Here is a 16605-nt window from a genome sequence, read left to right on the forward strand (position 1 = left end):
TTTTTTCGTGCTAGGCAGACCTCCTTGCACACGGGCAGTGCATAACTCAGACCTTGGCGGTGCCCGCCTGCTGGCTGGCCTGGTCCTGCTCATCTTCCTTGGCCCGCGGGCGCTTGTGGCGATGCTGCAGGTCGTGATCCGCGGTCGCCGACAGCGCGACGTCGAACACCACCTCGGTGAAGGGGCCCTCGAAGCCACGCGCCTCGATGGCGGCGGCGTCCTCGATGCGCCGGCCCTCGACCACCAGCTCCTCGCGGGTGGCGAAGGCGAAGTCGTCGAAGGTATAGGGGTCGCCGGCCAGGTTGATCTGGGTGGTCAGGTGCTGGTGCCCCGGCGCCGAGACGAAGTAGTGGATGTGCGCCGGGCGCTGGCCGTGGCGGCCCAGGGCCTTGAGCACCTGGTCGGTGGGCGCGCCTTCCGGCACGCCGTAGCCGGAGGGGATGATGCTGCGCACCGCGTAGCGGCCCTCGGCGTCGGTGATGATCGAGCGGCGCAGGTTGTACTCGGCCTGGGACGGGTCGAAGAAGGAGTAGCCGCCCTTGGAGTCGGCGTGCCACACCTCGACCTTGGCCCCGGCGATCGGCTGGCCGTCGGTGTCGCGCACCTGGCCGGTCAGCCACATCGCCTCGCCGTCGCTATCGGTGCCGTCGTCCATGCGCCCGCTGCCCTGCAGTTCCGGGGCGCCGGCCACGTACAGCGGGCCCTCGATGGTGCGCGGCGTGCCGCCGGTGCGGCCGGCCTCGGCGTCGGCGGCGTCCATGCGCATGTCCAGGTAGTGGTCGAAGCCGAGCCCCGGGGCCAGCAGGCCGAACTGGGTGCCCTGGCCGAGCGCGTTGAGCACGCTGACGCTGCTCCAGAATTCCTCGGGGCTGACGTCGAAGTCGTCGATCAGCCGGTACAGGTCGGAGAGCAGGCGATGCATGATCTGCTTGGCGCGCTCGTTGCCGCCGTCCTGCTCGAAGCCGCTGACGGCCTTCAGGAAGTCCTGGACCTCGGGAGTGTCGAAAATCTTCACGGTCATGCTGGCATCCTCTTCTTGTGTCTCGTTATCTCGCGGGCACGCGCATCCGGGCTCAGCTGTCGTCGTCGCGAATCGACGAGGGATGGCGGCACAGCGGCTTGACGGCGATCTCCATGTAGGGGAACAGCGGCAGGTTGGCGACCAGCTCCTGCAGCTCGGCGTTGTCCTCGACGTCGAAGATGCTGACGTTGGAATAGCTGCCGGCCACCCGCCACAGGTGGCGCCACTTGCCGGCGCGCTGCAGCTCCTGGGAATAGGCCTTCTCGGTCGCCTTGATCTCGGCGGCCTGTTCGGCCGGCATCTCCGGCGGCAGTTTCACGGTCATTTCCACCTGGAACAGCATGATGCTCTCCTCTCTCTTCAGTCTCAGCGCCCGGACTTACTTGCGCGAATAGTGGGTCAGCTTGTCTTCGTCGAGGGCGATGCCGAGGCCAGGACCGGCCGGCAAGTCGACGCCGAAGTCGTGGTAGCGCAGCGGCTCGGCGACGATGTCGTCCTTGAGCAGCAGCGGGCCGAACATCTCGGTGCCCCAGGCCATCTCGGGCAGCGTCGCCCAGGCATGCAGCGAGGCGGCGGTGCCGATGGTGCCCTCGAGCATGGTGCCACCGTACAGGCCGATGCCGGCGGTCTGGGCCAGCTGCGCCAGTGCCAGCGCCGGCCGCGGCCCGCCGGCCTTGGCGATCTTCAGCGCGAAGGCGCCGCTGAAGCCGCCGGCCACCAGGTCCAGGCCGTCGCGGGCGTCGGCCACCGCCTCGTCGGCCAGCATCGGCACCCGGAAGCGCTCGGCCAGGCGAATCAGGCCGGCCTGCTCGCGGGCCGGGATGGCCTGCTCGCGGGCCGGGATGGCCTGCTCGATCAAGGCGATGCCGGCCTCCTGCAGGGCGGCGATGCCGCGCACCGCGGTGGCCTCGTCCCAGGCCTGGTTGACGTCGACGCGCACGCTGGCCCGGTCGCCCAGCGCCGCCTTGATGTCCGCCACGTGGCGCACGTCCTGTTCCAGGGCGTTGGCGCCGATCTTGAGCTTGAAGTCGCAGTGGCGGCCGTCGTCGAGGCGCTGGAAGGCCTCGTCGATATCCTTGCGGGTATCGCCGGAGGCCAAGGTCCACAGTACCGGCAGGTGCGCGTGGCGGGCGCCGCCCAGCAGCTCGGCCACCGACAGCCCCAGGCGCTTGCCCTGGGCGTCCAGCAGCGCGGTCTCCAGCGCCGACTTGGCGATGGGGTTACCGCGCACGTGGCGGTTCAGGCGCGCCATCAGGGCGTTGAGGTTGCTCGAGGGCTGGCCGACCAGCAGCGGCGCCAGGTAGGCATCGATGTTGCGCTTGATGCTCTCCGGGCTCTCGGGCCCGTAGCTCAGGCCGCCGATGGTGGTGCCCTCGCCCAGCCCCTCGATGCCGTCGCTCGCGCGCAGGCGCACGATGACCATCGTCTGGCAGGCCATGGTGGCCATGGAAAGCTTGTGGGGGCGGATGGTCGGCAGATCGACCAGCAGCGTCTCGATGGACTCGATCACAGATGACATGGGTGTCTCGATACCAGTAACTATACTTTTCAAGTATTCTCGTCATACCCGTGTCCCCCGACCAATATCCATTCGGACAGGCTCCATGCCCTAGGAGGTATGATGGAACTTAGTCAACTGAGGGTATTTCTCGTCATCGCCGAAGAGCTTAACCTGACGCGAGCGGCCGCCAAGCTACATATGACACAGCCGCCTTTATCAAGAAAAATCAAGGCAATAGAAAACGAGCTCGGCACTCAGCTTTTCTTTCGAAGCCCCAGGGGTCTATCTCTGACGGCGACCGGAGAGTTCTTGCATGAGCAGGCAAAGCAGATTCTGAGCAAGGTAGAGACGAGCATGGCGATCATTCGCCAGATGGAGCGCGGTCTGGCGCCAATATTCGGCATTGGTTTCGTGCCCTCGGTGTTCTACGGACAGTTACCATTGCTCGTTCGCAGCCTGCGACAAAAGGATGACGTCGAGCTTTCCCTGAGAGAGTTGACCACAGTGGAGCAGGTCCAGGCGCTCAAGGCCGGTCGAATAGACCTAGGGTTCGGACGCCTGAAGATTGATGACCCGGAGATCGAACAGAAGGTACTCTTCGATGAGCCATTGATCGCCGCCCTGCCGGCTGATCATCCTTTGAGGGACAAACAACCGACATTGGCCGAGCTGGCCGAGCACCCTTTGATCCTGTTTCCCGCTACGCCCCGCCCCAGCCTGGCCGATATGGTACAGGGTCAGTTTCGGCGTCGTGGTATCGCCATTCGCGTGGTGCAGGAAACCAACGAGCTACAGACAGCCCTAGGACTGGTGGCCTCGGGCCTGGGCATCACCCTGGTGCCGGAACAGGTCAGTTGTGTTCAGCGAGAGGGTATCGTCTTCAAGCCCTTGGCCGACGAGACCATCTCTTCTCCCGTGATCTATAGTCGACGTAAAGGGGAGCCGCTTTCTCCTGTCATGCGCCAAATCGATGCTCTGCTGAGCGATGAGAAATAATTAACTGTTGGCGCATGCCCCGAGAGCAATACGAGGTCAAGGACCGGGACGGCGGCCGCTAGTCGGCCCGCCGTCGCTGCCGAGCGGCTCGCCTTCCCGGTCGGCGAGCTCGCCGCGCAGCGCTCCCACCTCCTCGCGCAGGGCGCGCACCTCGCCGTACAGCTCGCGGATCAGATCGCGATTGGCCCGATGCAGGCGCGCCTGCTCGCTTTCCTGGTCGCCGACGAACAGCGAGCCCACGTAGGCGGCGAAGCTGCCGAACAGCCCCACCCCGGCGACCATCAGCGCCACCGCCACCACCCGCCCCAGGGTGGTCACCGGGAAGTAGTCGCCGTAGCCCACCGTGGTCACCGTCACGAAGGCCCACCATAGCGCCTCCTCGGCGGTGTCGATGGCGCTGTCGGGATTGGGCCCCTCCACCAGCAGGATGGTCATCGAGCCGAAGGCCACCAGCAGCAGGGTCGCGGTGGCGGCCGAGGCGAAGATGCCCTTGGCGCGATTGCGAAACAGCAGCCGCCAGATCATGTGCATCGACTTGATCGCCCGCAGCAGGCGGATCACCTGCACCACCCGCACCAGGCGGCCGGCGAACAGCAGGCCGGCGGGGATGCTCGCCACCAGGTCGATCCACCCCCAGCGCATGAACCGCCACTTGCTCGGCGCGGCTCGAAAACGGATGCAGAAATCGGTGAAGAAGAACAGGCAGGCCACCAGGTCCAGGTAGTGCAGCAGCCGCGAGAGCTCGGGGGGCAACGCGAAGAACACGTCCGCGGCCAGGGCGCCGAGGACGTAGAAGGACAGCACCAGGATCAGCAGCTGGAAGGGGGTGAAATGATCGTTCATGGCATCCGGGTCGGCGTCGGGGGCACGAACTTCCGCACCTTACGCCCCCGGCGCCCGCTTGTCGCCTCCCCCGGCATGACGGGGCGTCAACCGCAGGCCGGCGCCTGGGCCTGGCGTCCCAGCGCGCGGGCCTCGTCGAGGTGGCCGTCGAGCAGGGCGATGCGCGAGGCATGGGCGGGGTGAGTGGAGAGGAACTCCGGCGGCTGGTCGCCCCCGGCCGCGGCCATGTTGCGCCACAGCGCGACGCTTTCGGCGGGGTCGAACCCCGCCGCCGCCATGATCTCGAGCCCCATGAGGTCGGCTTCCTCCTCGTGGGTACGGCTGAACGGCAGGCTGATGCCCAGTTGGGCGCCGATGCCCAGCGCCCGCATCAGCGGCTCCCCGGCCAGCTCGCCCTCGCTGACCAGTCCCACCACCAGCAGCGCGGCCTTGATGCCCAGCTGCTGGGTGAGCCGCTCGTTGCCGTGGTCGGCCAGCACGTGGGCGACCTCGTGGCCGATCACCGCCGCCAGCTGATCCGGTGACTCGGCGACCCGCAGCAGGCCGCTATGCACGCCGATGCGCCCGCCGGGCAAGGCGAAGGCGTTAGGCGAGGCATCGTCGAAGACCACCACCTCCCAGGCCGCGGGCATCTCGACCCCGGGATAGTGACGCCGCGCGGCCTCCACCACCGCGTCGGCCACGCATTGCACCCGCCGGTCGAGGGCCGGGTCCTGCACGGCGGGTCGGCGCTCGCGCAGCTGGGCGAAACTCTGCTCGCCCAATTGCGCCATCAGGGTGTCGGGCACCAGCGCCAGCTGCGAGCGCCCGGCGGGCGTTTCCTCGCAGCCGGCCAGTACCAGCAGGACCAGTAGCGTCAGGAGCAGGCGCATCGGGCTCGCTCTCCTTGTGAATCGCGGAGCCGCCAGCATACGAGCTCTACCGCCAGGCGCAAGCCATGGCGTCACTCGGGCGCGCAGACGCCGTGGGCCCCGCCGGGGCCGGTATAGGAGACGTCCGCCGAGCCGGCGCCATCCGGCATGATCGAGATCGTCACGTCCTCTCCCCGAGCCTCGTAGTAGGTGTCGCTGAACCGCTCGGCCTCGGCCCGCTCGCCGTTGATGAAGAAGGGGCCTCCCTCGCTGGCATGCAGCGAGATATCGCCGGGGCAGGCAAAGTTGAGCAGCGGGATGCCCAGGGTCCGGGGCGCGCCATCCACCGGCCGGCAGACCCCGTGGGTCCCGCCCGGGGCGGAATAGGACACGTTGGCCGTGCCATCGATATTGAGCGACACGGAGACGGTCACGCCCTCCCCCGTGGCCTCGTAGTAGGTGTCGCTGAACTGCTCGGTCTCGGCGCGTTCGCCGTTGATCGAGAAGGGCCCGCCCGCTTCTGCGTGAAAGGCGATGTCCCCGGGGCAGCGGTAATCGAGCGCGGGAATGCCCTCGGCCTGTACCTCTCCGGCGGCGAGCAGCCAGCCGGCGGCAACGGCGATGGCAACGAACAGTGGCCTCATGGGCGATCTCCCGCGTGGGCGTGATGCTTCGAAAGGGTAGTGAGGGGCATGGCGATGCGATCTCCCGCATCAGAGGCTCGACCGAGGCGCGAGCTGGGACGCGATGCCGCCCGGTCGCGGCGTCGAAGACCATTCAGGATAGCCCAGGTCGCCGCGCTCATCCGCGCCTCCCACGAGCCCTGTCCACCGAAAGGCCATCTCGGTGCCCTATCCGGCGGCCATGCCCCGCTGCAGGCGATCGAGCACCCGCATGCTCGGCAGGCAGCTGGCGAAGGAGGCCTCGGGCGCGCGGCCCTCGCGAATGGCGGCGACGAACTCGCGGTCCTGGTCCGCGAAGCCGCCGCCGCTCAACGGAAGCGACTCGCCCCGATGGTCCTCGAGCTCATCTCGGAAGACCCGGAAGGTATCTTCCTCGCCGATGTAGCGATAGAAGCCGCCGAACGGGCCGCGATTGTTGAACGACAGCGCCAGGGTCGCCAGCACGCCGCGACGCGAGCGCAGCCCGATGCTCATGTCCATGGGAATGCCGAGCTCGGGGTGGTCCGGCCCCCGGCTGCCCCAGGCCTCAGGGTCGGGGTCGTTGAGCAGCCAGGCGAAGAGGTCGACGCTGTGGCAGGCGTGGTGCCACAGCAGGTCGTCCACCCAGCGGCGCGGCTGGCCCTGCATGTTGAGGTTCTCGCGGCGGAAGAAGTAGGTCTCCGACACCAGGTGCTGGAGGTGAAACTCGCCGGCGGCCAGGCGCCGCCTGAGCTCACGGTGCGGCGGGTTGAAACGCCGCGTATGGGCCACCATGCAGACCCTGCTTGAGGCCTCGGCCCGGGCGGTGATCCGCTCGGCCTCGGCGAGGCTCAGGGCCATGGGGATCTCGCACAGCAGGTGCTTGCCGGCGGCGATCACCCGCTCGGCCTGCCCGGCGTGCAGCTGGCTCGGCGTGGCCAGGATCACCCCATCGAGGTCGTCCCGGGCCAAGGCGACATCGAGATCCAGGCTTACCTCGGGAATCCCCCACTCCGCGGCGAAGGCGCGGGCATCGGCCCCGTCGCCGCCCACCAGGCAGGCCACGTCCACGCCGGGGATCTCGCCGAGGACCCGCATATGGACGCCGGCGATGCCCCCCTCGCCGGCCAGCAACAGACGCAGTGGTCGCTCGCTCATGGTGTGCTCCCTTCACGAATGTCGAGCGCATGATGCCAGAGGCCCTCACGCCTCGCGCCTTTCCTCTTACACCTTGCCCCCCACGCCTTGCCCCGCGAACCTCGCCCTCGACCTCGGGCCGCTACTCCAGAGGCTCGTAGGGCAGCCCCACGTAGTTCTCGGCGATGGTGGTGAGCCCCGCCACGGAGCCGGTGACATAGTCGAGCTCGGCCTGCTGCATGCGGCTGCCGAAGTCTTCCTCCTCGGAGAACTTGTGCAGCATCGAGGTCATCCACCAGGAGAAGCGTTCGGCCTTCCAGATGCGCTTGAGGCAGGTCTCGGAATAGCGCGGGATCAGGTCGGTACGCCCTTCCCGGTAGACCTTGACCAGCAACCGATAGAGGGTATTCACGTCGCTGGCCGCCAGGTTGAGCCCCTTGGCCCCGGTGGGCGGCACGATGTGGGCGGCATCGCCCACCAGGAAGAGCCGGCCGTATTGCATGGGCTCGACCACGAAGCTGCGCAGCGGCGCGATGCTCTTCTCCAGCGACGGACCGGTGACCAGCTGGGCCGCGGTCTCCTCGGGCAAACGGCGCTTGAGCTCCTCCCAGAAGCGCTCGTCCGACCAGTCCTCGACCTTCTCGTCCAGCGGCACCTGAATGTAGTAGCGGCTGCGGGTCTCGGAGCGCATGCTGCACAGTGCGAAGCCGCGTTCGTGGCGGGCATAGATCAGCTCGTCGGCCACCGGCGGGGTGTCGGACAGCAACCCCAGCCAGCCGAATGGGTAGACCCGCTCGAACTCCTTGATGCGGTCGTCGGGAATCGAGCGCCGCGACACGCCATGGAAGCCGTCGCAGCCCGCCACATAGTCGCAGTACAGGCGATGCGTCTCGCCGTCCTTCTCGAAGGTGACGTAGGGCCTGGCATCGGGGCCGTCACTCTCGAGATCGTGGGGCTGGACATTGTCGGCCTCATAGATCGTCGTACCGCCGCTGGCCTCGCGGGCCGCCATCAGGTCGCGCGTCACCTCGGTCTGACCGTAGACCATCACCCGCTTGCCACCGGTCAGCCCGGCGAGATCGATACGCACCCGGCGGTTGTCGAAGGCCAGCTCGACCCCGTCGTGGGGCAGGCCTTCGGCATCCATGCGCTCGTCCACGCCCGCCTCGCGCAGCAGGTCGACCATGCCCTGCTCCAGCACGCCGGCACGGATGCGGCTCAGCACGTATTCACCGCTCTTGCGCTCGAGGATGACGTTGTCGATACCCTGCCGGCTCAGCAGCTGACCCAGCAGCAGCCCAGAGGGACCGGCGCCGATGATCGCGACCTGTGTTTTCATGGCGTGCTCCGTGATGATGCGTTCGCGGTTGATGAGTTGTATTTTTCACTGAAACCACGGCCCGGATAAGGCAATATCCGCATCACGTCTTGGACATTTCCGGCATCTAGCACCTACCTTAGTCGTAGCATCCCCGTTCAGGAACCGCCATGGCCGACTCCCTCGTTCCCGTCTTCCAGCTCTACGGCGAGACCCGACAGTGGCCGACGCCAGACCTGCTGCACTGCGAATCGATCCCCGAGCGCAGCCGCCGCCATGACTGGCGCATTCGCCCCCACCGCCATGCCGACCTCTACCATCTGCTGCATCTCTCGGCGGGCGGCGTGAACCTGGAGCTGGAGGGCGGCAATCGGGACTTCGATGCCCCGCTGCTGATCGTGGTGCCGGCCATGAGCATCCACGGCTTCCATTTCTCGCCGGCCACCCAGGGCCACATCGTCACCCTGTCGCGGCCGCTGGTCGAAGGACTGCAGCAGCGCCTGGCCGGCCAGGCCGGCGTGCTGGCCCGACCCGAGGCCCATCCGCTGCACGCGCCGCGTCAGCGGGCACGTATCGCCACCCTGATCGACCAGATCGACGACGAGTATCGGCATCCGGCGCTGGGCCGTAGTCGCCTGCTGGAGGCCCTGGTGGAGGCACTGACCGTCGAGGTGGCCCGGCTGGCCGACCCCGCGCCGGGGCGCGCGGCCCGTTCGCGGCCCCGGCAGCGTGGCGAGGCCAGGGAGCATCTTCAGGCCTACCAGGCCTTGATCGAAGAGCACTACGCCGAGCAGCCCGGCATCGAGTGGTTCGCCGAGCAATTGGGCATGAGCAGCGCCCATCTCAACCTGCTGTGTCGACGCCTGGCCGGGCGCAGCGCCCTGCAGCTGCTCCACGAGCGCCTGCTGCTCGAGGCCAAGCGCCAGCTCACCTACACCAACATGACAGTGGGTGAGGTAGCCGACGGCCTCGGCTTCTCCGAGCCGGCCTACTTCACGCGCTTCTTCAAGCGCCTCGCTGGCATGCCGCCCCGCGACTTTCGGCGACAGCAGAGCGTCGCGGAGCGCGACGGGGCCACGTCAGGCACCTAATGAGGCACGGCACGGCACGGCGGGATCGGAGAGCCCCAGAGCGCCCACGAAAAAGCCGGCCCGAGGGCCGGCTATGAGACATCGAGCGTCGTCGGACGCCTGCCTACAGCAAGAACAGCCCGGTCAGCGCCGGGAACAGGATCAGCAGCGCCAGGCGCACGAAGTCCGAGACAATGAACGGCGACACCCCGCGGAAGATCTCGCCCAGCGAGACATGGGGCGCCATGGCCTTGATCACGAACACGTTCATGCCCACCGGTGGGGTGATCAGCCCCAGCTCCACGGTCAGCACCGTGACGATGCCGAACCACACCGGGTCGATGCCCAGCGACTGGATGATCGGGAACACCACCGGCACCGTGATCACCAGCATGGCGATGGCATCCATGAACATGCCCAGCACGAAGTACATCAGCAGGATGCACAGCACGACCACGATCGGCGCCAGCTCCATGCCGTAGAGGAAGTCGCTGATCGAGAACGAGATCCGCGACACCGAGATGAAGTAGCCCAGGGTGTCGGCGCCCACCAGCATGAAGAACACCACCGTCGACAGCGCCAGGGTCTCCTGTACCGCCCGCCACAGCTCGCGCCCGCGCAGGCCCTTGGCCAGGGCGTAGAGCAGGGTGGCGAAGGCCCCCACGCTGGCCCCCTCGGTGGGGGTGAAGACGCCGAAGTAGATGCCCAGGATCATCACCAGGAACACCGCGAAGAACGGCACCAGCCCGGACAGCGAGGCCAGCTTCTCGCGCCAGGTGGTCGGCTCGCCGGCCACCGCCAGCGACGGCTTCACGCGCATCACCACGGTCACGGTGAGGGCGTACATCACCAGCCCCATCAGCCCCGGCACCAGCCCGGCCATGAACATGTCGCCCACCGACTGCTCGGTGAGGATGGCATAGATCAGCAGCGCGATGGACGGCGGGATCATGATCCCCAGGGTGCCGCCGGCGGCCAGCGCCCCGGTGGCCAAGCCGCGATGGTAGCCGTAGCGCTCCATCTCCGGCAGCGCGACGCGGGTCATGGTGCTGGCGGTGGCCAGCGACGACCCGGAGATCGCCGAGAACACCCCGCAGGAGCCCACCGCGGCGATCGCCAGGCCGCCCTTCCAGCCGCCGCAGATCACCCGGGTAGCCTGGAACAGCTTGCCGGCCATGCCGGAGTGCGCCGCCAGCACGCCCATCAGGATGAACATCGGCACCGCGCTGAAGCTGTAGTTGGAGAGCACCTCCACCGGCACCGTCTTGAGCTGGGAAATCGCCGCGTCCCAGCTGATCACCTGGGCGAAGCCCACCACCCCGACGATCAGCATGGTCAGCGCCACCGGCACGCGCAGGATCATCAGCACCAGCAGCCCGCCGAGGCCCAGCGCCCCGATCATCTCACTCGCCATGGGACACCTCCGCGTCGCGACCGAACAGCGCGCCGAGCAGCGCCTCGATCAGGCTACGCACGCCCAGCAGCAGGCTCAGGACCGCGGCCGCGTAGTAGATGGGGCTCATCGGCAGGCGCAGATCCTGGGTCACCTCGCCGTGGGAGGCCGCGTTCTGCGCCGAGTCGACCAGACCGAGGAAGAGCACCAGGCCCAGCGCCGCGAAGCCCAGCAGGTAGACGCCGTGCAGGCGGTTCTTGATCGCCGGGGCGAGGCCGTGGGAAAAGGCCTCGACCACCACCTGGCTCTTCTCGACGTTGGCCGCCATGGCGGCCAGCAGCGAGCACAGCATCAGGTAGCTGACCAGCTCGACGCTGCCGGTCACCCGCAGGGCGATGGCGCCCTCGGTGAGCCGATACAGATAGCGGGTGCTGACGTCGGCGATGGTCACCGCCAGCAGGGCGATCAGGGCGACCCCGGCCACCACCCGACAGACGAGGGCCAGCGCGTGGCTGGCCCGTTCCAGATGGGTCGTCATCATGGCTTATTCCTGGGCGACGCAGGCATCGCTGGCCGCCAGCGCCGCCTCGTAGACCTCGCGGCCCGGCAGGCCGCGCTCCTCGAGGCGGGCCAGGTAGCCGTCGATGCCGTCCTGGAGCGGCTGCTGCCAGTCCGGGTCGTTCAGCGGGTCGGCGACCTCGCGGATGGTATGGCCCGCCTCGGTGGCCTCCTGCTTGCCCTCGCGATCGAGGCGGTCGAACACCGCCCCGGCGTTCTCGGCCCACTGCATGCCCGAGTTGGCATCGATCACCGCCTGCTGCTCGGGGCTCAGCCGATCGTAGGTGCGCTGGCTCATGGTGGCGACGAAGATCAGGGTGTAGAAGGGCACCTCGGTGTGGTGGCTGACCAGCTCGTTGATGCGGAAGCCCTTGAGCCCCTCCCAGGGGAAGCTCAGGCCGTCGATCACGCCGCGCTGCATGGCGGTGTAGATGTCCGGCGCCGGCATGCCCACCGGGGTGGCGCCCATGCTCTCGAGCATCTCGCCGGCCACCGCGGTGGGCCGGCGGATGCGCAGGCCATCCAGGTCCGACGGCACCTGGACATCGGTGTCGATGGTGTGGATGCCGCCCGGCCCGGTGGTGAACATGAACAGCGGGCGGGTATCCTCGTACTCCGCGTCCAGGTGCCCCTCGTCATAGAGGGTCTGCAGCACGCAGGCGCCCTGGGTGGCATTGTCGGCGACCCCGGGCAGTTCGACGACCTGCGACAGCGGGAAGCGCCCGGCGGTGTAGCCCTGGGCCGTGGCGCCGATATCGGCGATGCCGTTGGCCGCCGCCTCGTAGATGGCATCGGGCTTGGCCAGGGTGCCGGAGGGATACATCTCGACGCGCAGCTCACCGCCGGACTGCTCTTCGACGGTCTCGGCCCAGGCCTCGAAGATCTCCTGGTTGATGCCGGAGGCCCCGGGCCAGAAGTGGGCCATGCGCAGGGTGGTGGCGGCCTGGGCGGACGCGGTGGCCAGGCCGGCGATGGATGCCGCCAGCAGGCAAGCGGTGACCTGGGTCTTCATGGTTTCCTCCGAGCGTTCGTATCGTTATCGTTGATCACCACAGCAAGTTCGCATGGTGAACATCTGTTCGTTATAACGAGGAAAGGTAAACCACCCGCCGCCGAGGGGGAAAGCGACTTTGGTCGTAGACGGGATCCATCGGTGCTCGCCGGGGCTCAGCGGGCCTCTCCCTCCAGCACCTCAGCGTAGCGCAACCCGACCAGGGCATGTTCGCGCATCAGCATCTCGGCCCGGGCGCCCTCGCCGTCGCGCAGGGCCTGGAGCACCAGCTCGTGGTGCATCTGCGCCAGCTGCAGCTTGCGAAACTCCCGTGCCAGCGCCGCGGTGTCGAGGATGATCGAGTCCGCCGCCGCGAAGGGCAGATGGTTATTGCGGGCGATCGCATCGCCGATGACCCCACTGCCCGCGGACCCCACGATCGCCTCGTGGAAGCCTCGGTTCAGCTCGCCCCAATCGACCACATCGTCTTCGACGAGGTGACCCTTGGCGAGCAGATCGCGGCCCTTTTGGATCCAGAACTCCAGTTGACCGAGCAGTACCGAGGAGAGCCCCTGCTCGGCCAGGCGGCGTGCCGCCAGCCCCTCCAGGACGCCACGCACCTCCACCGCGCAGCGCACGTCGGTATCGGAGAACTCGCGCACCTGAAAGCCGCGCTTGCCGGCCCGCTGCAGCAGTCCCTCCTGCTCCAGGGTGCGGAAGGCCAGGCGTACCGGCGTTCTGGACACCCCTAACTGCTCCGCCACCGCGACCTCGCCGAGCCGCCGCCCGGGCGGCAGCTCTCCCTCGCTGATCAACCGGCGCAGCTGGCTTACCACGCTCTTGCCACTGTTACTCACCTGATTTCCCTACCGTTGTCATTGGTTTCGGCGGCGCCGTCCCTATGGATCCAACTAAAGGATAAGTTGACCGATTATAGGCCCAGAACCTTAACTTTGGATCCAAAATACAAAGATCCTGGACCGTCACCCGAGGAGATCCCATGACCCACCCGGCCCCCTATCCCAAGAATACCTGGTACGTCGCCTGTACCCCCGACGAGCTGGAAGACAAGCCGCTGGGCCGCACCATCTGCAATGAACCGATCGTGTTCTTCCGCGGCGAGGAAGGCAAGGTCGCCGCGGTGGAGGACTTCTGCCCCCATCGTGGCGCCCCGCTGTCGCTGGGCTTCGTGCGCGACGGCCGGCTGGTGTGCGGCTACCACGGCCTGGAGATGGGCTGCGACGGCAAGTGTTCCAGCATGCCGGGGCAGCGCGTGCGGGGCTTCCCGCGCATCCGCGCCTACCCGGTCGAAGAGCGCCACGGCTTCGTGTGGATCTGGCCGGGCGATCCGGAGCGGGCCGACCCCGGGCTGATTCCCGAGCTGCGCTGGGCCGAGGATCCGGACTGGGCCTACGGCGGCGGGCTCTATCACATCCACTGCGACTACCGGCTGATGATCGACAACCTCATGGACCTGACCCATGAGACCTATGTCCACGCCTCCAGCATCGGCCAGCCGGAGATCGAGGAGTCCGCGCCCGCGACCCGCGTCGAGGGCGACGAGGCGATCACCGAACGCCACATGGAGCGCATTCCCGCCCCGCCCTTCTGGCAGGCGGCGCTGCGCGGCAACGGCCTGGCCGACGACGTGCCGGTGGATCGCTGGCAGATCTGTCGCTTCACCCCGCCGAGCCATGTGCTGATCGAGGTGGGCGTGGCCCATGCCGGCCATGGCGGCTACCAGGCGCCGGCGGAGGTCAAGGCGTCGAGCATCGTGGTCGATTTCATCACCCCCGAGACCGATACCTCGATCTGGTACTTCTGGGGCATGGCGCGCAACTTCAAGCCGGAGGACCAGGCGCTCACCGACCGCATCCGCGAGGGCCAGGGCCAGATCTTCTCCGAGGACCTGGAGATGCTGGAGTCCCAGCAGCGCAACCTGCTGCGCTACCCCGACCGCCAGCTGCTCAAGCTCAACATCGACGGCGGCGGCGTCCAGGCGCGGCGTATCATCGACCGGATCCTCGCCGAGGAAAACGAGGTCTCCGAGAAGGAGGGCGTCTCATGAGCCAGGTTCCCCTGTCGCTGATCGTCGAGGTCAAGACGCGCCGCGAGGAAGCCCGCGACATCGTCACCTTCGAACTTGCCGATCCCCACGGCCGGCCGCTGCCGGCCTTCGGTGCCGGCGCTCACATCGACGTGCGCGTCCCATCGCAGGGTCAGGAAGGACTGGTTCGCCAGTACTCGCTGTGCAATCACCCCGAGGAGCGCGACCGCTACCAGATCGGCGTGCTGCGCGACCCGGCCTCACGGGGCGGCTCCGTGGCCATGCACGACGCGCTCCAGGAAGGCGACCTGATCCAGATCAGCGCGCCCAAGAACCACTTTCCGCTCGAGCCGGCCAAGCGCGTCCTGCTGCTGGCCGGCGGCATCGGCATCACCCCGCTGCTGTGCATGGCCGAACGGCTGGCGCACACCGGCGCCGACTTCGAGTTGCACTACTGCACCCGGTCGCCGGAGCGCACGGCCTTCCGCGAGCGCATCGACGCCGCCGGCTTCGCCGACCGGGTGCGCTTCCACTTCGACGACGGCGACGAGGACCAGAAGCTCGACCTGGCCGGGCTGCTTGCCACCCCGGATCCCGATGCCCGGGTCTATGTCTGTGGCCCCTCCGGCTTCATCGACGCCGTGATGTCGACGGCCAAGGCCCAGGGGTGGCCCGACGACCGGCTGCACAGCGAGTACTTCGCCGGCGCCGTGACCGCCAGCGAAGACGATGACAGCTTCGAGGTCAGGCTCGCCAGCAGCGGCGCCCGCTACACCGTGCCCGCCGACAAGACCGTGCACCAGGTGCTGGCCGAGAACGGCGTCGAGATCATGGTCTCCTGCGAACAGGGCGTATGCGGCACCTGCCTGACCCGGGTGCTCGAGGGCGAACCCGACCATCGCGATCTGTTCCTGGAAGACCACGAGCACGCCGCCAACGACCAGTTCACCCCTTGCTGCTCGCGCGCGAAAAGCAAGGTGCTGGTGCTGGACCTCTGATCCCTCGATTCCCCATAACCACAACGACACGATGAGGATTCCATGCGACTCAAGCCGACCGTGACCGGCCTCGCACTGGCCTGCACCCTGGCCAGTCAGGCCTCCCTTGCCGAGACCACCACCCTGCGCATCGCCCACGTCTGGCCGGGCGGATCGCTGATCGACCGCGAGCTCTTCCAGGCCTGGGCGTCCAGCGTCGAGGACGCCTCCCGGGGCCGCCTGGAGGTGGAGGTCTACCCCGGCCAGACCCTGACCAAGTCGGACCATACCTACCAGAGCACCGCCAGCGGCATCGCCGACATCGGCGCCTCGGCCCAGGGCTATACCGCCGGACGCTTCCCGCTGACCCAGGTCGTCGAGCTGCCCGGCGTCTCGGCGAGCGCCGCCCAGGGCGCCTGCATCCTGCAGTCGCTCTACGACCAGGGAGCGCTGGACGACGAGTACGCCGACACCCGTCCGCTGTTCCTGTTCACTACGGGGCCGGGTTACCTGCATACCCAGGAGCGAGCGATCGAGACGCCCGATGACCTGGCCGGCCTGCGCCTGCGCCGCCCCACGCCGCTGGTAGGCGACATGTTCGAGCGCCTCGATGCCCAGGCGGTGGGCATGCCGGCGCCGGACGTCTTCACCGCCATGCAGCGCGGCGTGGTCGACGGCCTGAGCTTCAACTGGGAAGCCATGAAGACCTTCCGGCTCAATGAACTGGCCGACCATCACACCGAGATCCCGCTCTACGACCTGTCGCTGTTCGCCACCATGAGCCGGCGCGCCTACCGGGCGCTGCCCGCCGACCTGCAACGGGTCATCGACGACCACAGCGGCCAGGAGTGGTCGCAGCGCGCCGCGGCGGTGTACGACGAGCTGATCCGCCAGGGTCGCCAGGAGGCCGAGGCGGCCGGCGACGAGATCCTGGTCATCGACAACGCCCTCGACGACCCCGACTGGGGCCCGGTGCTGCAGGAGACCATCGACCGTTACCTGGGCGAGCACGGCGATCGCGCCGCCGAGATTTACGATGACGCCATGGCCCTGCAGGAGCAGTGTCCCGCCTGATCCCCCTCCCTTTTCCTTCCTGAACAACGCGAACGGCGGCCCACGGGCCGCCGTTCGCGTTTGCGTGCGCATCAAGGCCATAGACCAAAGACGTAGGCGACGAGGGTGACCCGCCGCGAAAGCTGTTGTAGTCTTCAAACATAATGTTTAGTACAACAACAGTATTTTAAAACAACATATCTGCCGC

At 67.7% G+C, this 16605-nt stretch carries 17 protein-coding genes; 5 read left to right on the top strand and 12 right to left on the bottom strand.

Features of this window, described 5'->3' with window-relative positions; genetic code table 11:
* Window positions 1-46: 46 nt before the first annotated feature.
* The 3 genes from catA to ACXAFN_RS05885 are packed head-to-tail and all read right to left on the bottom strand — an operon-like array spanning window position 47 to window position 2540.
* Window positions 47-1021: a catechol 1,2-dioxygenase gene (gene catA, locus ACXAFN_RS05875; protein ID WP_474987012.1), complete on the bottom strand. Its 975-nt coding sequence runs from the start codon at window positions 1019-1021 to the stop codon at window positions 47-49.
* Window positions 1022-1073: 52 nt separating this feature from the next.
* On the bottom strand, window positions 1074-1364 hold the full coding sequence (gene catC / locus ACXAFN_RS05880; protein WP_474987013.1) for a muconolactone Delta-isomerase: 291 nt from the start codon (window positions 1362-1364) through the stop codon (window positions 1074-1076).
* Between the two features lie 36 nt (window positions 1365-1400).
* Complete coding sequence (locus ACXAFN_RS05885) at window positions 1401-2540, bottom strand: muconate cycloisomerase family protein (protein ID WP_474987015.1); 1140 nt, start codon at window positions 2538-2540, stop codon at window positions 1401-1403.
* A gap of 102 nt (window positions 2541-2642) precedes the next feature.
* Between ACXAFN_RS05885 and ACXAFN_RS05890 the strand changes: the two genes are divergently transcribed.
* Entirely contained in the window at window positions 2643-3518 is an 876-nt protein-coding gene (locus tag ACXAFN_RS05890; protein ID WP_474987017.1) for a LysR family transcriptional regulator, read from the top strand.
* Between the two features lie 36 nt (window positions 3519-3554).
* Here the strand turns inward: ACXAFN_RS05890 and ACXAFN_RS05895 are convergent, their stop codons facing one another.
* The 5 genes from ACXAFN_RS05895 to pobA form a co-directional block, all read right to left on the bottom strand.
* On the bottom strand, window positions 3555-4361 hold the full coding sequence (locus ACXAFN_RS05895) for an ion transporter (protein ID WP_474987019.1): 807 nt from the start codon (window positions 4359-4361) through the stop codon (window positions 3555-3557).
* Window positions 4362-4447: 86 nt separating this feature from the next.
* The gene (locus ACXAFN_RS05900; RefSeq protein ID WP_474987021.1) at window positions 4448-5233 is read right to left on the bottom strand and encodes a M48 family metallopeptidase; all 786 of its coding nucleotides are present in this window, start codon (window positions 5231-5233) and stop codon (window positions 4448-4450) included.
* 71 nt (window positions 5234-5304) lie between these two features.
* Window positions 5305-5856 carry a hypothetical protein gene (locus ACXAFN_RS05905; RefSeq protein WP_474987023.1) on the bottom strand — a complete coding sequence of 184 codons (552 nt, stop codon included), beginning with the start codon at window positions 5854-5856 and terminating at the stop codon, window positions 5305-5307.
* A 207-nt stretch (window positions 5857-6063) separates the two neighbouring features.
* The gene (locus ACXAFN_RS05910) at window positions 6064-7011 is read right to left on the bottom strand and encodes a Gfo/Idh/MocA family oxidoreductase (protein ID WP_474987025.1); all 948 of its coding nucleotides are present in this window, start codon (window positions 7009-7011) and stop codon (window positions 6064-6066) included.
* 121 nt (window positions 7012-7132) lie between these two features.
* Window positions 7133-8329, bottom strand: a complete 1197-nt coding sequence (pobA, locus tag ACXAFN_RS05915; RefSeq protein WP_474987027.1) for a 4-hydroxybenzoate 3-monooxygenase — start codon at window positions 8327-8329, stop codon at window positions 7133-7135.
* A gap of 149 nt (window positions 8330-8478) precedes the next feature.
* On the opposite strand from pobA, the gene ACXAFN_RS05920 reads away from it, so the two are divergent.
* Window positions 8479-9399: a helix-turn-helix domain-containing protein gene (locus tag ACXAFN_RS05920; protein WP_474987029.1), complete on the top strand. Its 921-nt coding sequence runs from the start codon at window positions 8479-8481 to the stop codon at window positions 9397-9399.
* Window positions 9400-9502: 103 nt separating this feature from the next.
* On the opposite strand, the gene ACXAFN_RS05925 is transcribed toward ACXAFN_RS05920, so the two are convergent.
* The 4 genes from ACXAFN_RS05925 to ACXAFN_RS05940 all read right to left on the bottom strand — a co-directional run bounded on the left by ACXAFN_RS05925 (window position 9503) and on the right by ACXAFN_RS05940 (window position 13177).
* Window positions 9503-10792: a TRAP transporter large permease gene (locus ACXAFN_RS05925; RefSeq protein WP_474987031.1), complete on the bottom strand. Its 1290-nt coding sequence runs from the start codon at window positions 10790-10792 to the stop codon at window positions 9503-9505.
* Window positions 10782-11312: a TRAP transporter small permease gene (locus tag ACXAFN_RS05930; protein ID WP_474987033.1), complete on the bottom strand. Its 531-nt coding sequence runs from the start codon at window positions 11310-11312 to the stop codon at window positions 10782-10784. The genes ACXAFN_RS05925 and ACXAFN_RS05930 overlap by 11 nt, the downstream gene beginning before the upstream one ends.
* Window positions 11313-11315: 3 nt before the next feature.
* Entirely contained in the window at window positions 11316-12341 is a 1026-nt protein-coding gene (locus tag ACXAFN_RS05935; protein ID WP_474987035.1) for a TRAP transporter substrate-binding protein, read from the bottom strand.
* Between the two features lie 155 nt (window positions 12342-12496).
* Window positions 12497-13177 carry a GntR family transcriptional regulator gene (locus ACXAFN_RS05940; RefSeq protein WP_474987037.1) on the bottom strand — a complete coding sequence of 227 codons (681 nt, stop codon included), beginning with the start codon at window positions 13175-13177 and terminating at the stop codon, window positions 12497-12499.
* A 143-nt stretch (window positions 13178-13320) separates the two neighbouring features.
* On the opposite strand from ACXAFN_RS05940, the gene ACXAFN_RS05945 reads away from it, so the two are divergent.
* From ACXAFN_RS05945 to ACXAFN_RS05955, 3 genes are read left to right on the top strand one after another with little or no spacing between them, the layout of a single operon-like run.
* Window positions 13321-14388, top strand: a complete 1068-nt coding sequence (locus tag ACXAFN_RS05945; RefSeq protein WP_474987039.1) for an aromatic ring-hydroxylating dioxygenase subunit alpha — start codon at window positions 13321-13323, stop codon at window positions 14386-14388.
* Complete coding sequence (locus ACXAFN_RS05950; RefSeq protein ID WP_474987041.1) at window positions 14385-15365, top strand: PDR/VanB family oxidoreductase; 981 nt, start codon at window positions 14385-14387, stop codon at window positions 15363-15365. Before ACXAFN_RS05945 ends, ACXAFN_RS05950 begins: the two co-directional genes overlap by 4 nt.
* A 42-nt stretch (window positions 15366-15407) precedes the next feature.
* Window positions 15408-16418, top strand: a complete 1011-nt coding sequence (locus tag ACXAFN_RS05955; RefSeq protein WP_474987043.1) for a TRAP transporter substrate-binding protein — start codon at window positions 15408-15410, stop codon at window positions 16416-16418.
* The last annotated feature ends 187 nt before the right edge of the window (window positions 16419-16605 follow it).

The organism is Halomonas sp. ABH4_019 (assembly GCF_056159885.1).

What these genes read in the sequence shown, in the direction of transcription:
- catA (WP_474987012.1), bottom strand. Translation starts at nt 1,021, where the DNA reads ATGACCGTGAAGATTTTCGACACTCCCGAGGTCCAGGACTTCCTGAAG.
- catC (WP_474987013.1), bottom strand. Translation starts at nt 1,364, where the DNA reads ATGCTGTTCCAGGTGGAAATGACCGTGAAACTGCCGCCGGAGATGCCG.
- ACXAFN_RS05885 (WP_474987015.1), bottom strand. Translation starts at nt 2,540, where the DNA reads ATGTCATCTGTGATCGAGTCCATCGAGACGCTGCTGGTCGATCTGCCG.
- ACXAFN_RS05890 (WP_474987017.1), top strand. Translation starts at nt 2,643, where the DNA reads ATGGAACTTAGTCAACTGAGGGTATTTCTCGTCATCGCCGAAGAGCTT.
- ACXAFN_RS05895 (WP_474987019.1), bottom strand. Translation starts at nt 4,361, where the DNA reads ATGAACGATCATTTCACCCCCTTCCAGCTGCTGATCCTGGTGCTGTCC.
- ACXAFN_RS05900 (WP_474987021.1), bottom strand. Translation starts at nt 5,233, where the DNA reads ATGCGCCTGCTCCTGACGCTACTGGTCCTGCTGGTACTGGCCGGCTGC.
- ACXAFN_RS05905 (WP_474987023.1), bottom strand. Translation starts at nt 5,856, where the DNA reads ATGAGGCCACTGTTCGTTGCCATCGCCGTTGCCGCCGGCTGGCTGCTC.
- ACXAFN_RS05910 (WP_474987025.1), bottom strand. Translation starts at nt 7,011, where the DNA reads ATGAGCGAGCGACCACTGCGTCTGTTGCTGGCCGGCGAGGGGGGCATC.
- pobA (WP_474987027.1), bottom strand. Translation starts at nt 8,329, where the DNA reads ATGAAAACACAGGTCGCGATCATCGGCGCCGGTCCCTCTGGGCTGCTG.
- ACXAFN_RS05920 (WP_474987029.1), top strand. Translation starts at nt 8,479, where the DNA reads ATGGCCGACTCCCTCGTTCCCGTCTTCCAGCTCTACGGCGAGACCCGA.
- ACXAFN_RS05925 (WP_474987031.1), bottom strand. Translation starts at nt 10,792, where the DNA reads ATGGCGAGTGAGATGATCGGGGCGCTGGGCCTCGGCGGGCTGCTGGTG.
- ACXAFN_RS05930 (WP_474987033.1), bottom strand. Translation starts at nt 11,312, where the DNA reads ATGATGACGACCCATCTGGAACGGGCCAGCCACGCGCTGGCCCTCGTC.
- ACXAFN_RS05935 (WP_474987035.1), bottom strand. Translation starts at nt 12,341, where the DNA reads ATGAAGACCCAGGTCACCGCTTGCCTGCTGGCGGCATCCATCGCCGGC.
- ACXAFN_RS05945 (WP_474987039.1), top strand. Translation starts at nt 13,321, where the DNA reads ATGACCCACCCGGCCCCCTATCCCAAGAATACCTGGTACGTCGCCTGT.
- ACXAFN_RS05950 (WP_474987041.1), top strand. Translation starts at nt 14,385, where the DNA reads ATGAGCCAGGTTCCCCTGTCGCTGATCGTCGAGGTCAAGACGCGCCGC.
- ACXAFN_RS05955 (WP_474987043.1), top strand. Translation starts at nt 15,408, where the DNA reads ATGCGACTCAAGCCGACCGTGACCGGCCTCGCACTGGCCTGCACCCTG.